The organism is Dokdonia sp. (genome assembly GCF_039945015.1).
In the GTDB taxonomy this organism is placed as follows: domain Bacteria; phylum Bacteroidota; class Bacteroidia; order Flavobacteriales; family Flavobacteriaceae; genus Dokdonia.
The window spans coordinates 177,871-194,759 of record NZ_JBDUXP010000009.1; the positions used below are offsets into that span (position 1 = coordinate 177,871).

General features: G+C 33.8%; 8 protein-coding genes. 4 read left to right on the forward strand and 4 right to left on the reverse strand.

Annotation, left to right across the window (positions count from 1 at the left end; genetic code table 11):
- Window positions 1-157: 157 nt before the first annotated feature.
- The 4 genes from ABJD27_RS08430 (at window position 158) to ABJD27_RS08445 (ending at window position 3,760) form a co-directional block, all read left to right on the forward strand.
- The gene (locus ABJD27_RS08430) at window positions 158-568 is read left to right on the forward strand and encodes a BrxA/BrxB family bacilliredoxin (RefSeq protein WP_348174056.1); all 411 of its coding nucleotides are present in this window, start codon (window positions 158-160) and stop codon (window positions 566-568) included.
- Between the two features lie 139 nt (window positions 569-707).
- Entirely contained in the window at window positions 708-2,294 is a 1,587-nt protein-coding gene (locus tag ABJD27_RS08435; protein ID WP_348174054.1) for a S8/S53 family peptidase, read from the forward strand.
- Window positions 2,295-2,346: 52 nt separating this feature from the next.
- On the forward strand, window positions 2,347-3,102 hold the full coding sequence (locus tag ABJD27_RS08440; protein ID WP_348174052.1) for a lysophospholipid acyltransferase family protein: 756 nt from the start codon (window positions 2,347-2,349) through the stop codon (window positions 3,100-3,102).
- A gap of 4 nt (window positions 3,103-3,106) precedes the next feature.
- Window positions 3,107-3,760, forward strand: coding sequence for an HD domain-containing protein (locus ABJD27_RS08445; protein WP_348174050.1), 654 nt, complete (start codon window positions 3,107-3,109; stop codon window positions 3,758-3,760).
- 58 nt (window positions 3,761-3,818) lie between these two features.
- On the opposite strand, the gene ABJD27_RS08450 is transcribed toward ABJD27_RS08445, so the two are convergent.
- The 4 genes from ABJD27_RS08450 to ABJD27_RS08465 all read right to left on the reverse strand — a co-directional run bounded on the left by ABJD27_RS08450 (window position 3,819) and on the right by ABJD27_RS08465 (window position 16,835).
- Window positions 3,819-6,260, reverse strand: a complete 2,442-nt coding sequence (locus tag ABJD27_RS08450) for a tetratricopeptide repeat protein (protein ID WP_348174048.1) — start codon at window positions 6,258-6,260, stop codon at window positions 3,819-3,821.
- 288 nt (window positions 6,261-6,548) lie between these two features.
- Window positions 6,549-11,171, reverse strand: a complete 4,623-nt coding sequence (locus tag ABJD27_RS08455) for a TonB-dependent receptor plug domain-containing protein (protein WP_348174046.1) — start codon at window positions 11,169-11,171, stop codon at window positions 6,549-6,551.
- A 9-nt stretch (window positions 11,172-11,180) separates the two neighbouring features.
- A complete protein-coding gene (locus ABJD27_RS08460; RefSeq protein WP_348174044.1) occupies window positions 11,181-14,216 on the reverse strand; it encodes a carboxypeptidase-like regulatory domain-containing protein in 3,036 nt (1,011 codons plus the stop codon).
- Window positions 14,217-14,387: 171 nt separating this feature from the next.
- Window positions 14,388-16,835 (reverse strand): TonB-dependent receptor plug domain-containing protein, encoded by a 2,448-nt coding sequence (locus tag ABJD27_RS08465; protein ID WP_348174043.1) that lies wholly within the window; start codon window positions 16,833-16,835, stop codon window positions 14,388-14,390.
- Between the last annotated feature and the right edge of the window lie 54 nt (window positions 16,836-16,889).

Genomic DNA, 16,889 nt, shown 5'->3' on the forward strand with positions numbered 1-16,889 from the left:
ATACAGATTGTTACGATTGTTGGACAACTTGACAAGAGATAAAGAATACTTTTATTCCTCTGTCATAATATAAAACTCTAATGTAATATACTGTCAAAATTACCGCCTATAGATTGAGGTATGCTTTTTGTATCTTTGTATTCAAAATAAATTGATTATGTATCCAGCAGATTTAGTAAAACCGATGCGTGAAGACCTTACCAATAATGGCTTCACAGAATTACATACAACAGACGACGTACACGCAGCTATGAAAAAAGAAGGAACAACTCTTATGGTTGTAAATTCTGTTTGTGGTTGTGCGGCTCGTAATGCACGTCCAGCAGCAGTACACGCAGTACATAACGGGAAAAAACCAGATAACATATATACTGTATTTGCAGGTGTAGACGGCGAAGCAACAGATCTTGCTCGTAGTTTTATGGTGCCTTTTCCTCCATCTAGTCCTTCTATGGCATTATTTAAAGATGGGGAACTTGTACACATGCTAGAGCGCCATCATATTGAAGGTCGCCCTGCAGAAATGATTGCAGAAAATCTTATCGACGCTTTTGATGAGCATTGTTAATCGTCTATTTTTTTAAAATAAAAAACCCGTTCTAATTAATTAGAACGGGTTTTTTATGGAACCACTTCTCCATATAATAAGGTTTACATCATCTTTGATATAGATATAATTTGTACCTTTTTACTCCAAATCCTATACAATGCGCATCCTTTTAGTGATTGTCTTATATTTTACATTTAGTACTGCTTATAGTCAAAACGATGAATACATCTATATCAAATTTGATCCAGATATTATACTTCAGGATATACAAGATTTTTCTACTATTTCTGGTTTTGATGCATTACAATCTCAATATAACTTTACTATAAAAAGAGGACTTGCATTGTCTAATAAAAAAATTGAAACCCTATCAAAAAATGGACATTCCTTAAAAAATATTTTTAAAATCAAAGCTATACTACCAAATCAAAATATAGATGCTTTGATAAAAAATTTAAAAGAACTTCCTAATGTAGTCTATTGTTATAAAAGCATTTCTGCACCTATTCCACCTAGTGATATTCCTCCAGTGACGCCAAATTTTGAGTCAGAACAAGGATATATAGAAAGTGATCCTGGTGTACATATGAGATACGCTTGGGACCAAGGAATTATTGGAGCTGGGATAAATATCAAAAATATTGAGTATGGTCTAAATGTTAATCATGAAGATCTAAATGATCAAAATATAAGTATAGAAGCTGGTGTTACGCTACATGAAGACATTCCTGATTATTTTCAAGAACATGGAACTGCTGTAGCTGGTATTGTACATTCTAATCAAGGAAATTATGGTACAAGTGGACTTGCGCATGGCGCAACAGAATTTATATTATATCCTGAATGGACACAAGAAAACGGTATAGACAGGGTACGTGCTATCTCTAGTGCTATACAAGATTCTAACGAAGGAGACATTATTATTTTTGAAATTCAAACGATGAATTCTGAACCTGGAGAATTTGAGCAAGTTGTATGGGACTTAACAAAAGCGGCGACAGACGCAGGTATTGTTGTTATAGCTGCTGCAGGAAATGGAGCGCACGATCTTGATAGTGATTTTTTTGAAGAATATATTGCGCGAGGAGATAGTGGCGCTATCATCGTAGGAGCTGGAACTCCAGACACATTACATATTCCTATATCATCTCAAAATCACCCTTCTTTAGGGAATTATGGATCTAGAGTGAATGTGCAAGGTTGGGGCACTGCAGTATTTACAACAGGCTCAGGAAGTATCGAAATAGGTAATGATATAAACCAAAGTTATAACGCTAGCTTTAACGGCACGAGTTCAGCCACAGCTATTGTTTCTGGTTGTGTTGCCGTTTTACAAGGGTATTATAAAGATCTTACGGGTGGATTCCTATCTAGTGTTCAATTAAGAGATCTATTAATAGAAACTGGAACTCCTCAAGGAGAAGGCCCACATATTGGCCCATTACCTAATATAGAAAATGCAATCAATGCCATAAATGCAATACTTAGCGTTGAGACTCCAAATACACTGTTATCATTTATCAGTCCTAATCCTTCCCAAGATTATATAATGATTCAGCTTCAAAATACTCATAATTCTAAGGTTACAATGAGCCTTTATAATACTTTAGGAAAACAAGTACTCTCAAAAAATATTCAAGGAGAAAGTGATATTATTGATGTACAATCATTTGCATCTGGAGTGTATTTCTTACACATAGCATCAGAAAATGATCGCCACACAAAAAAGGTAATTATCAACTAATTTTCTTTTACAAAAGGTTTCTATATTTTTACGCTTTCGCGAAAGCATACCCATGAGAAAAATACTAGCCTATCCATTAACGATTATATATTATCTCTTGTTTGGGCTTACATTGGTTATTTTTCACCCAATACAATGGGTAAGTGTGCGCTTTTTTGGATATCAAGCACACAAGAAAAGTGTAGACATCCTAAATTTCTTCCTATTACGGTGTCTCAATGTTTTAGGAACTCGATTTCATTTTGAAAATTCACACCATATTCCTTTAAATCAACCTTGTATTATTGTTGCAAACCACCAAGGCACCTATGATATTCCTCCTATTATATGGTATCTACGCCATTTACACCCTAAATTTATTAGTAAAAAAGAATTAGGAAAAGGGATTCCTAGTATCTCGTTTAATCTTAGACATGGAGGATCTGTTCTTATAGATCGCAAAGATAAAACGCAGGCATTACAAGCTATAAAAGGCCTTACAGAATATCTTAACACACATCATCGTTCGGTGGTTATTTTTGCTGAAGGGACACGTAGTAAAGATGGTGTTCCTATGCGATTTGCAACAGCAGGATTAAAAACGCTTTTTGAAGCGATGCCTACAGCTCTTATTGTTCCTATAACCATTAATAATTCTTGGAAACTCAATCGTTGGGGTGGATTTCCTATGGATATTGGGGTATTTGTAAAACATAAAGTACACGTTCCCTTTTTTGTACATAGTGCTCCAGTAGAAACACTTATTTCTCAAGTAGAATCTGTAATTTTACAAGACTTCTCAGAAATAAAAGAGCGTAGAAAACAATAACAAAATGACAGATCAACAACTTATAGAAAACACCATTGTTTTTGTAAAAAACACCCTTGCAAATGCAGAAGGAGGGCATGATTGGTTTCATATAGAACGTGTTTATAAAAATGCTATTCAAATCGCTCAAGGCGAAAATGTAAACTTGCTTATTGTCTCTCTAGGTGCATTACTTCATGATATCGCCGATTCAAAATTTTTTAATGGTGATGAAACCATCGCTCCTAGAATGGCTAGTGAGTTCCTGTTAAGTTTGGACGCAGATAGTGCCGTGATTGAACATGTGGTTCAGATTATTAAAAATATCTCTTTTAAAGGGGGAAATAAAGTACAAGCTTTCAAATCTTTAGAGCTAGACGTTGTACAAGATGCAGATCGGCTAGATGCTTTGGGTGCGATAGGTATTGCACGAACGTTTAACTACGGAGGTTTTAAAAATCGTAAACTTTACGACCCTTCTATTGTTCCTAAACTGGATATGACTCCAGAAGAATATAAAGCTTCAACAGCTCCTACCATTAATCATTTTTACGAGAAATTGTTACTTCTTAAAGATAAAATGAACACAAAAACAGGACGTGCTATAGCAGAAAAACGCCACCAATATATGGAAGCGTTTCTGAAACAATTTTATGGAGAATGGGAAGGAAAATTATAGATATACGCTTTTATACTTCGACAAGGTCAGTATAAACTTCGGCTATGCCGAAAGCCTACTATAAAACAATCTTTCCTAATGTTACTTTATCAGATTGCTTAAATAACTTAACAACCTTTACTTCTTTTATCTCTTTTGAAGTCCCATAGTGTCTATATATCGTATATTTTAAGAACGGAGGAAGTACATAATCTCCTTCATCTCCTAAGTACTGAACATTAATCAACCATTCTCCTCTTGGAGCATCATCTATAATAAATTCTTCCGTTTGAAATCCTTGAGACAATTCCTGATCAATTCTGTCTTTATTGTCGTTTAATGTGTGTGCCCATTTAAAGAATTTCTTGTCCGGATTTACAAACTGAAATTCAAAAGGAACAGTACGATCTGACCATTCGATCACCATACGGATATCTACATCAAAATCTGTCGTTAACCACTCGTTAGGGAGACGTTCAAAATCAATTTTATCCTTATATAAAGAAACCAAATGCTTAAGTTCACTTTGTAATGGTTTTTCTAATCCTTCAAAATTAACTCCTTTAATTTGTTCTCCTAACATATTATAATACAACTCAAGTGCTTGATTGTATTTTCCTGTTTCTTGATAAATCAATGCAAGATCACGATAGGATTGTGCTTCGGATGGAGCAATTTTTAAAATACGCTCATAAACCCAAGCTGCTTTTCTATAATCTCCAGCCACTTCGTATAAATAGGCTAGTGTACGCAATGCTTTTGTATTATTTCTAGAAATATAAGCAAGATCTTCTCGTACTTTATTAGCTAAATCTTTGTCTACCTTATCAAAATACTTTGCTACATCTACATAAAACTCTAATGGAGATTCTTGAGTCCTAGAGATTTTTTTATATAATTTAAATTGGTCATTTACATTAGGTAGCTTACGTAAACGTTCAATATAGCTAGGAGTTACTTCTTCTATTGATGTTGTATTTGTATCTATGTATTCGTTTCCTTTAACAAGTGCAGATTTTACTTCTTCTTTTCCTCCTCTAGTATTAAAAACATGATCTTTTGTTTTTATTAAAAAAGCACCTCCAGCTCCTATTGTACCATACCTAGATGTTGCTATCACCGATTTTAATACAGAGATACTTGCAATTTGTTGTACATCTAAGAAATCTGGTGGATCTTGATATACAAATCCATTTACGACCCAGATAGGAGGAACTTCATTGGTCACAGATTGACTCCCTCCTCTAATTTTATAGGTCACTTGACTACCACTAAATAATCCCCCTTGTACAGAAACTCCTGATAGTTTACCCGTAATTAACTGTTGTAGGTTTGTTGCTCCTGCAGAAAAATCCTCGCTTGTAAGCTCGTCAGAATCATATCCTAATTTATCTCTGTTTACTTTTCCGTCTGATGTTTCGATGGTATTATCAACACGCTTGTTCCCTTCTAGAATTATTTCTGCTAACTCATCACTTTTAAAAATAAGCTCTATAGTTCCTATATCTTTCTTTTCTACTAAAATTTCTTTATTAAAATACCCTATCTTACTCAGCACCAACACATCTCCTATTGATGCTTCTATTACAAATCTTCCGTTAGAATCTGAAAACACTTCATTAAAGTCTCCTTTCTTTGTAATTGCTACATCTCCTAAAAGTCCTTTAATGTTTTTTATAGTACCTGTTATACCATTTTTTATAGTACTCGTTGTTGTATTTTGAGAAGAAGCTTCTATGTTATTTTTAACCTTTCCTAATGGCACATACTTTCCAGATGTATATGCTGCTAATTTTTGCATATAACTTCTTCCTTCTTTTTGTTCTTGACTCATCACTGCAAAAACAGGTATGTTTTGTGATACTTTTAATGTCCCATAATTTGCATTTCCATTTGAAGAAAAGAAAATTGCATCTGCTCCTTTTGTTGTCAGAATACCATAATTAGATGGGCCTCCATAAACCAATGCTCCTATACTTTTACGGAAATCTGACAAGTCCCCATTCTTAACAACAATGACTTCTTCTTTTTGCACTTCATAACTGAATGTTATAAGGTGGATTTTAAGATTTTTATGAGTATCTACATAGCGTTGTATATAAGCCAACTCTGCTTCAACATCTCTTCCTTGCATATCTTCTGAGATATCCCAAAAAACAGTTATCTTTTTTACGTTTTTAGTTTTTGATTGACTCTTAGAAGGTTCTAATTCTATCGTACTTGATCGATTAAATAATTCTCGAATGGCTTCTTCATCTAGCTGGATAGTTTCATATCCTTTTGCTCCAATAACTAATGTGCTTTCACCTCCCAACACTTCATGATGCTTACGATAATTAAAGCGTCCTTTTGAGTCTGTAATTTCCCCAACTCCTTGATCACTTATTCCAACGTTTGCATTAAGAATAGGTTGTTTGGTCTCAGCATTTATAACAGTGCCTCTAAACACTGTTTGAGCTCCCGCAATTGTAGTACTTAATACTACAAATAATATGATATATAATTTCTGATTGATTTTCATATAAAAGTGAATCTTCTTATTCTAATTAAGATGTAAAATTATGTTGTTATCTTATTCTATGTATGTGATTTAACCTTTTTTTATAATTATTAAAAACAAAAGTATACTACTATATATTGTTCTTGGGTTAAATAACGTTAATGACTGTTAACCTGCTATAACTATTAAAAACAATAAGTCCTACATCTTAAGATCTTGTTACAATTTCCAATAAGAAAATTATATAATCTCTAGATATAGGACTTAGACTCTTATTTTTTAAAAAGGTTTATTTATATCCTTTTATTATCATAAAACAACCTTTCCTAAAGTTACCTTGTCGGATTGTTTAAAGAGTTTTACGACTTTAATTTCTTTGGTTTCTTGTGGTGTTCCATAGTTTCTATAGACCGTATACTTTAAAAAAGGAGGCAATACATAATCTCCTTCATCTCCCAAGTATTGTATATTAATAAGCCATTCTCCTTGTGGAGCATCATCTATAATAAATTCTTCCATTTGGTACCCTTGCGCTTGTTCTTCCTCCAATCGTTCTCTACTCTCTTCTAGTGTATGCGTCCATTTAAAAAATTTCTTGTCAGGATTTACAAACTGAAATTCAAATGGTACCGAACGATCAGACCAATCAATCACCATACGGATATCTATATCAAAATCTGCTCGTAACCACTCATTAGGGAATCGTTTATAATCTACTTTATCTTTATGTAATGCCAAAAGGTGGCTCAACTCATTTTTTAATGATTTTTCTAGTCCTTTAAAATTAACCCCTTTAATTTGTTCTCCTAACATATTATAGTACAGTTCTAGCGCCTGGTTATATTTTCCTATCTCTTGATATATTAATGCAAGATCTCTATAGGATTGCGCTTCGGATGGAGCAACTTTTACAATACGCTCATATATTAATGCTGCTTTTTTATAGTCTCCGGCAGCTTCATATATATAACATAATGTTCGTAATGCTTTTGTATTATTTCTAGAGATATATGCTAGATCTGCTCGTACTTGATCTGCCATTTTTTTATCAAGACCATCAAAGTATTGAGCTACATCTACATAAAACTCTAATGGAGATTCTTGCGTTCTAGAAATACGTTGATAGGTTTCAAATTGTTCTTCTAGATTAACTATTTCTCGTAAACGTAAAATATATTCTGGTAATGTAGATGTATCTATGGTACGTGTTGAGGATTCATTATAATCATTACCGTTTACCAATGCTGATTTTTGAACTTCTCTTGCCTTGTCTTTAAAACTTAATTCTTTTGTTTTAATTAAAAAGGCACCTCCAGCAGCAAGAGTCCCATAACGGGACGTTGCTATTACCGATTTTAATACCGTAATACTCTCTATTTGTTGAACATCTAGAAAATTAGGAGGGTCTTGATACGGAGTCCCATTTACAATCCAGATAGGAGGAATATTATTGGTTATAGATTGGTTTCCTCCACGTATTTTATATACTACTTCACTACCACTAAAACCAGCGCCTTCTACAGAAACTCCAGATACTTTTCCGGTAATGAGTTGTTGTAAGTTTGTAGCTCCAGCACTAAAACTATCGCTCGTAAGCTCATCTACAGCATATCCTAATTTATCTTTACTTACACGACGTCCATCACTCGTTTCTATGGTATTATCTACGCGTTTATCACCAGAGAGTACAACTTCATCTAACTCATCATTTTTTGGAGTAAGCTCTATATTTCCTACATCTTGAGACTCGATGAGTACTTCTTTGGTAAACATTCCAACTTTGCTTATAACTAACACATCATCTATAGATGCTTTTATGCTAAAACGACCTTGTGCATTTGTATATACCTCATCAAAACTTCCTTTACGAGTAACCGTAGCATCACTCAAAAACCCTTTTGGATCTTTTACAATACCACTGACCAAAACTTTGGAAGAACGAATTCTTGGCTCGTTTATAGATTTAATTTCTTCTGTATATTCATTTCCTTTTACTAATGCAGAAGGAATCTCTTTCTTTATAACCGTATTAGGGCTTGAAGCAATCGTTGTTATTTTAATCACTCCTCCTTGTCCTTGTCCTGCCGAACTCGCAAACCCAGAATTAATAACCTCGATCTTAACTATCGTACTAATGCTTATAAAATCTAATATGTCTTGATCATAAAGAACACCATCTAAAAGAACACCAAAAGGAGCATTTAACGCAGAACGAGGGTTTACAATTACTTGATCTGGATATACTCCTTGAGTCTGAATTCCAGAAAATTTACCTGAAATAAGATCTACAATATCATGAGTATTTGATTTTGCAATTTCATCTTGAGTTAAAACTCTTGGGGCATATGATTTGCGTTTATATTCCTCATCTATAGCCTCTATTTTTTTAAGCTCTTCTGATTTATTCTCTCCATTTAAAACAACTTCATCTAAGACATCATTTTTAGGAATTAGAGAGATATCATAGGAAGTATTATTGCCTACTATAAAACCTTTAGGTTGCATTCCTAAATATCTTACAACAAGATTATCTCCTATGGATGCAGGTAATTCAAACGTTCCATCAGATTTTGAAGTATATTCTTCAAAGGTACCTTGCTTTGTCAAAGTTGCTCCTTGGATAGGTTTTCCAAGACTCGTTACTTTTCCTTTTATTGTTTTTGAAGAACGGGTAATCTGATTGTCAATAGTGGCAATATTTTCATCATAATCATTGCCTTTTACAAGCGCAGATGGCACAGGCTTATTAATGGAAATAAAATCTATGGTATCTATAAAAATGGCTCTTCCTATAATTCCTACTATGTTTTTCTTGACAGAAACTGTTGCAATATTTGTTGGGTTTATTGAAAAAAATTGAACTCTATCTACTGGAGTTCCATTAATATAATATGTAGCATCATCGCCTCTTATAGAAATGCTTTCTTGGCCAGGTTTTGTATTTACATCAACATTCGAAAATTTTCCTGATAATCCTAATGCAACATTTGCCCATCCTTCTATGTTTGTATCATCTTTTGTAAGTGTTTGGACATTAAAAGATCCTAAAAACTTTCTTTTATACCTTCCCGTTTCAACATCTGCTCCTTCTTCATTTTCTGATTTTTTTCTAGCATTTCCAGATAGTTCAACTTCATCTAACACATCATTTTTGGGTAGTAAATCAATTTCAATTTCTTTAATATCATCACTTATAAGAATAAGTTTTGTATACATTCCTAGATAATTCACTGCAAGAATATCTCCTTCAGATACGTTTGCTATAAAAGAACCATCACCCTTAGATATAAATTCGTCAAATGTTCCTTTTTTTGAAATTACCGCACCCTGAATAGGTTTTCCTAAACTTGTTACTTTCCCTTTAATTTGGGTTTTACTTGTTATTACAGAGCTTGGATTTATATCAGGGAGCGTCTCATCAAAGTTATTATTCTTAGCCAGGTATTCCTTACTATTCTTAAATTCTTCTCGACCCCTCTTTGTTGTAACTAATACTTGTAGCCCCTTTTCTCCTTGCCCTCCATATTTTATATTAGTCATATCTGAGTCCTTTATAATTATAGATGCAATATCACTATCTGGAATGTATAATGGCTCAGGTTCTCCTGCTTGTAAAGAAAATCCATTTATTATCCATAGAGGTCTCTTACCAAATATTGTGACAACCTCTCCTCTTGGGGTATAACTTATTGTCACTCCACTAAATTTTTCTCTTAGAACCATTTCTAAAGTCTTACCATTAGGGGTGATATCTTTATGGGTAATATAAAAATCTCCTAGCTTTGTGATCCCACCAGGTATATGAGGTTCGTTTGTTCCTCTTATGACTTTATCTCCAACAAGTATTTTTTCATATTCTTTTGTAAGTACTACTTCGTCCAGTACATCATTTTTGGGTAGTAATTCTACCTTAATATCATCTGTGTTTTCTACCAACACAATCTTAGGAAACATTCCCAAATAACGAAATTGTAAAATATCTCCATCATTCGCTGGTAACTCAAAACTCCCGTCAGCTTTTGTAAGATATTCTGTAAGATCTCCTTTTTTGATAATAGAAACTTCTTGCAATGGCTTTCCTAAACTGGTTATTTTACCGCGCACTATAGGGTCATTACCATGTTGCTTGGATACACTCTTTTGAGGTGATCTAGTCTTACGATTATTTAATGGAGTATAGGTTCCTTGTGTATAGTCTGCAAGCGCATTCATGTAAGGAACTTCTACATTGGTATTTTGACTCGTAATTGCATATACTGGAATATGTTGGCTTACGCGAAAATTTCCATAATTAGGGTTCCCATTAGAGCTAAAAATAACTGCATCTGCTCCTGCAATGTCTAGTATATCATAATTTGAAGGTCCATTGTATATAAGACTACTTACGCTTTCGCGAAAGCGTGATAAATCTCCTCCCCGTATTTCTATTTGTTCATCCTTACGTATCTCATATCCAAAAGCAACGAGTCGTAGAGTAATTTTCTTGTATTGACTTACATATTCTTGAAGATACGCCAGTTCTGTATCTACATTCCTACCTTGCATATCTTCTGAAACATCCCAAAAAACAGTAATCATTTTTACATTGGGTGTGTTCACTTTTTTTCTAGTAGGGATTAATTTTATAGTACTTGATGTATTAAAAAGTTCGCGTGTTTTTCCTGCATCTAGTGATATAGATTCATATCCATTTGCTCCAACGACTAGTTTACTTTCTGATTGTAAGACCTCCTCATATCGTTTATAATTAAAAAGTCCTTTTTCATTTGTGAGTTCGCCAACTCCTTGATCGCTTATTCCTACTCTCGCATTTACTATAGGTTGTTTTGTGTTTGCATCTACAACAACTCCTCTAAAGACTGTTTGGCTATTTACAGATAGACTACATATTATTAAAAGAAGGGTGATTACTAATGTATAATTTGTTTTCATAGTACTAGTTTATCTAAGTGTTAGTGTCCCTAAAGTGGTTTTTTCTTTTTGTTGGAAAAGTTTAATAATCTTTACTTCCTTGGTTTCTTGTGGTGTTGCATAATTGAGGTAAAGTGTATATTTTAAATAGATGGGAGGTTGTATATTATCTTCCCCAAGGTATTGAATGTTTATTAACCACTCTCCAGGAGGCGCGTCATCAAGTGCAAATTCTTCTAGGCTATATCCTTTTATCACTTCATCTTTTAAACGTTCTTGGTTTGAAAAAACCGAGTGTTCCCATTTAAAATATTTTCCTTGTGGGTTTACAAATTGAATTTCAAATGCTGCCTGAGGATCTGTCCATTCAAAAACAAGGCGACGATCTTTTTTAAAACCAACGTTTAGCAATTCATTAGGAAGGTCTGTAAAATTAATCTTTGATTTATGGAACGCTACTAAGCGCATTAATTCAAACTCGGCAGTCTTTTTAAGAGGCGTAAAGTCCAGTCCTTCTGTTTCATTTACAAGAATTTGTTTATACAATTCAAATGCTTTTTTGTAATCCCCTATTTGTTGATAGGACAAAGCAAGATCTCTATAAGATTGGATTTTACTAGGAGCAAGATCAAATATTTTTCTATACACCTTATTTGCTAGTTCTTCTTCTTCAAAAGATTCTAAATGGTATGCTAGCAATTTTAATACTTCTATATTATCCGGAGCTACCTCCGATAGATTAGAAAGTATACGTAAGGCTATATTTTTATCCCATTTTTTAAAATAGGAAGCTACATCTGTATAAAACACAATAGGATCATCCAGTATTGTATTTTTATACATTTGATAAGTTCTTTCTGCTTGCTCAATAGTCGTCGTTCTTTCTAACTGAATGAGATATACTGGCTTATTAATATCTTCATCTAGAGTCACCACAGCTTCTCCATCATAATCATTGCCTTGAATAAGTAGTGATGGTTTTTTTTCTTTCTTTGAAGCATAATAATCAGGGTCTCCTGTTTTTGTTGTGACTATGATCGCTCCTCCTCTTCCAAGTGTTCCATATAGAGTAACCGCATGAATTGATGTTATTACCTGAACAGATGCCATATTTTGAGGATTAATAAAAGGAACAGATGCCTGATCATAAGGAACCCCATCTAGAACAACAATAGGGAGCACTTTTAGTGTAATACTGCCAGCTCTTGGGTTTACATATTCTTCTTCTCCAGTAAATACATTACGATTTACTCGTATCCCTGACACTCTTGTTAAAACATCTCCGAGGGTTAAATGACTTGGACTTATATCTTCTTCTGTAATGATATTTGTTTTAAAACTTACTGCATCAAAATTTTTCTTGCCACTCGCTGTTTTAACAAGTTCTTCTTCTTTTTTACCACGTAACACCACTTCTTCAAGCAAATTTCCATCTACCTTCATAACAATATCCATCTGCGTATCTGTGACTTGAATTTCGTTGATTTCCATCGTTGGGAAGCGTACGATGAGCACATCTCCTTGTTCTGCCAAAATTTCAAACCTTCCTTTGGCATCAGATTGCTGTTCTTTAAATGTGTTCTTAACTTTTATGGCAGCTCCTTGAAGAGGGCCAAATTCTGAAGTGATTTTTCCTTTTATTTTTGAAATGGTTACATCATTTTCTTCATCAGAATTTTCAACAGGGATATCTTCCAGTAAATAGATCAGTGCTTTTTTAGGGGTATGTCTATTTAAGTCTATATAAACCCCATCTGTATATAACGCAACTTCTTCTAAAACCTCTGTATTTGTTTTCTTATTTGTGCTTATCGTAAATGTAGGATTGTTAAATACAGGCGTTAAATCAGAAAACAGTGTATTTCCATTTGTAAAAATTAAATGTGATTGGGTTTTTTGAGAGGGAAACTCCTTTAGTGAAGCATAGTCAGGAACTCCTTCATAAATAGTCTCATTTAGGTAATCTAGTACGGCTTCTGATTTTCCTTTTTTAACCTGAAATGTTTTAGAATCTACATATTTGAATGCAAATTTCTGAACGGTAACTTCGGCATTTTTTAATGCTTTAATGTATCGATCTATAAGTTCGAATTCGGCATCTAGATCACGTAATTTCCCTTTCGCGGAAGCGTCCCAAAAAATAGTAATAGCTTCTGGACGTACTCTATCTATCGTTTCTTTATCTCCCTTTTTTAATGGATAAGACACGTCCATTGTAAAGCCCATAGCTTCTGCCTTATGGGGTTTCCAATAATCCTGACTAATAGAACGTGTAAATGATGGGTTTTTATTTGCGCTTCCGGCGACAGCAAAACCTAGACGTTCTCCATAAATCTCAATTAATTCAATACTTACAATGACATCTGTGTCTGTAAAGATCTTATATTTTGATAAAGGAATGCGTTCTATACCGCTTCTTTTAGATACTGTATGATAAATAGTTGTATTTAAAAGATTGTTTTTTGGTGTTCTAAAAACTGGATCTATATCATATACATTTACTCTAATACGAATACTGTCTGACAAGTTTTCTAATACCATGAAATTCAGACTTTGTAACTGAGTTTGTTTTCTTTTGATTTTAATTTTTGAAGCAATCTCACCGCCTAATCCTAATTCATTTTTCCAGTATCCGAACTTCTCAGGGTTTATTTTTGAATTGCCAATAGTTGTATTTTTAATCTTGGTATTTTCTAATACGACTTCTTCTAGATCATATAGTTCGGGAACAAGTGTTAGTGTATTTCTGTTGGAAAGTAATGATTCTATAGAAGCTATAGGAATTTGTTTTGTTTTAAAGCCAATGATAGAAAATTGAATAATATCTGAACCTTTGATTTTATGGGTAGGATAAGTTAATTCAAAATACCCTTGAGCATCTGTAACAGAACCTATTCCTTTTCCTATAAATCCTACATTGACAAAAGCAATGGGTGCTTTTGTTTCTTGGTGAAGTATCTGGGCTTTTAATGTGGTATTATTTCCGTTTGATGTACGTTGCGCTTGTGTATAAGTATTAAAAAACACAACAACAAAGAAGCATAAGAGCGTAGTATTTATTTTCATAAGCGATGGTTATTTATGTACACCAAATGAATACGTTACATCTCAATTGATCACCTATTAAAGATAAATCATAAAACGTAACGTCTGGTATATACCGATAAGTATTTACTTTCTGATGGTACTATGTATCTGCGCTTATTATACTATGCTATAAAGATTCAAGAAGGAATATTACAATAAAAACTCATCTAGTTGTGCTTTTCCAATATCAGAAGTAAGCTTTATTACTTTTACATCTTTACGCTCACTCGGAGTTCCGTAATCTCTATAAATGGTATACTTAAGATATGGCGGAATTGTTGTAAAAGTTTCTTCTCCTAGGTATTCTATATTAACAATCCAAAGCCCGTGAGGAGCTTCGTCTATCACAAATTCTTCTGTTTGAAAGCCCGATTTAACTTCTGCTTCAAGGCGTTCTTTATTATCAAATAATGTGTGATTCCATTTAAAATATTTCTTATTTGGGTCTACAAACTGAAATTCAAAAGGCGCTTCTTTATCAGACCACTCTAATACCATACGCAAGTCCAAACGATACTCATTAAGCAGCCATTCTTCAGGGAGTCTACTTGTATTTATTTTGTCTTTATGTAAAGAGACTAAGTGTAATAATTCATGTCCTAAAGGTTTTTCTAAGCCAGAAAAATCTACACCAAGAATCTTCTCGGCAAGCATATTAACATATAACTCTAAAGATTTGTCATAAAACCCTGCTTCTTCATATGCTTTTGCAAGATCTCTATAGGATTGTGCTTCTCTTGGTACTATACTCGTAATACGCTCATACAGTTTTAATGCATTTTCACTATCTCCTACACTTTCATAGAGGTATGCTGCTACACGTAATACCTTCGCATTTTTTTGTGCTATTTCAACAAGTCTTGATCTGATATATTTTGCTTTTTCTTTATCTAGTTGCTCAAAATAAAGTGCCATATCTATAAAGAAAGCAGCATTTGTTGTATTTGCTTTAGACAAGTTTTGATACATTATATATTGCGCTTCTATACCTTCTATTTCTTGAATTTGCTTTACATAATCTGGTTTTAAAGCTTCTAGATTGATTTGAGCTACTTGTTCTGTATACTCATTCCCTGTAATTAAAGCAGTATCTATAACCTCGCCATCGGTTCCTTTTGTGATAAATGCTTTTGTCTTTACAATAAATGCTCCTCCAGATGCAATAGAACCATATCTAGCAGAGGCTTGAATCGATTTTAAAATTGAAATCGTTGAGATGTTTTGAGGGTCTATAAAATCAGGTGTTTGTTCGTAGAGAGATCCATCTACAATCCAAATAGCGGGTTTAGAACTATTATCTCCTCTAATTGTAAAGGAAGCACCACTTCCAAATCCTGTAATCTTAACGCCTGCAAAACGTCCTCGTATCACATCTGCAATATATTGTGCCCCTGGTCTTATATCTGCACTTGTAATTGTATTTACAGAAACCCCAACTTGATCTACACTTCTTTCTCCAAAACCTGTGTCAGAAGTTTCCTTACTTTTTGCTCTTTTCCCTTTTATGACGACCTCCTTTAATAGCTCGTCGATAGCCTTCATATCTACCGTTAGTAGGTCTACATCTTCTACAACCATCTCTTTAGGGTGCATTCCTAAATAGCGAATCTGTAATACATCACCTACCTCTGCAGGAACTGTAAAGCTACCATCTGCTTTTGAGAAAAACTCTTCCAGATCGCCTTTAATCGTAATACTTGCTCCTTGAATTGGTCCTATAGACGTTTTTACAACGCCATTAAATGAAGAGGAAATGGCTACTGTTTTATCTTTAAAAGGAATGCCTCTTTTAATCTGATCTATACTCTCTGCAATAGATGCTTCAGATAAATTTACATAGCTTCCTGTTGTGTATTGTGCTAGTGATCTTAAGTATTCATGATTTGCTCTAGAAAGACTACTTACGGCATAAAAAGGAATATCTCGATCTCCTTGCCATCCCCCCAAAACAGATTCTCCATCAGATAATAAAATAGCGGCATCATCATTTCCTGTAGAAAGAATATCATACGATGTTGTCCCTTCATACACCAGGTCACCTACGGCTGTTTTTAAAGCAGTAATATCTTTATGAATAGGGTATCTTTTTGTTGAGATCACCTTCTCATTAAAAATAACAAAAGTGACCTGTACCTCTCCTAATTCTTCAAAATACGCTTCTAGAAATCCCCATTCTTTTTTAAAATCTCTACGATTTGAAGATAGCGATGCATCCCAAAAAATCTTTACATTTTTTTGATCTGAAAAAGAAGTGGTAACCGGTACCTCTCCATTTTTAGTAAGATAAATTTTACTAGACTTATTAAAAAGACCTCGTATATTATCTCCTCTAAGCTCTATGGTTTCATAACCTGGAGCACTTATCTTTAATCTAGATCCGGTTCCTATTGTTTGATGATATCTACGGTAATTAAAAAGTCCACTTGCGCTTGTTACCACACCAATCCCTTGATCAGAAATTCCAATCTTAGCATCACCTATTGGAGTCTGAGATACTTCATCTAAAATCTTTCCTCTAAAAACTGTTTGTGCTGTTAGGGTTTGAAAAAAACCAACAATAAACAGCCCTAAAACGATCGTACAATATTTTTTTATCATTACTTAAAAGTACATTAACCTTGCAAATATGGCAAAACACATACCAATAGTGTC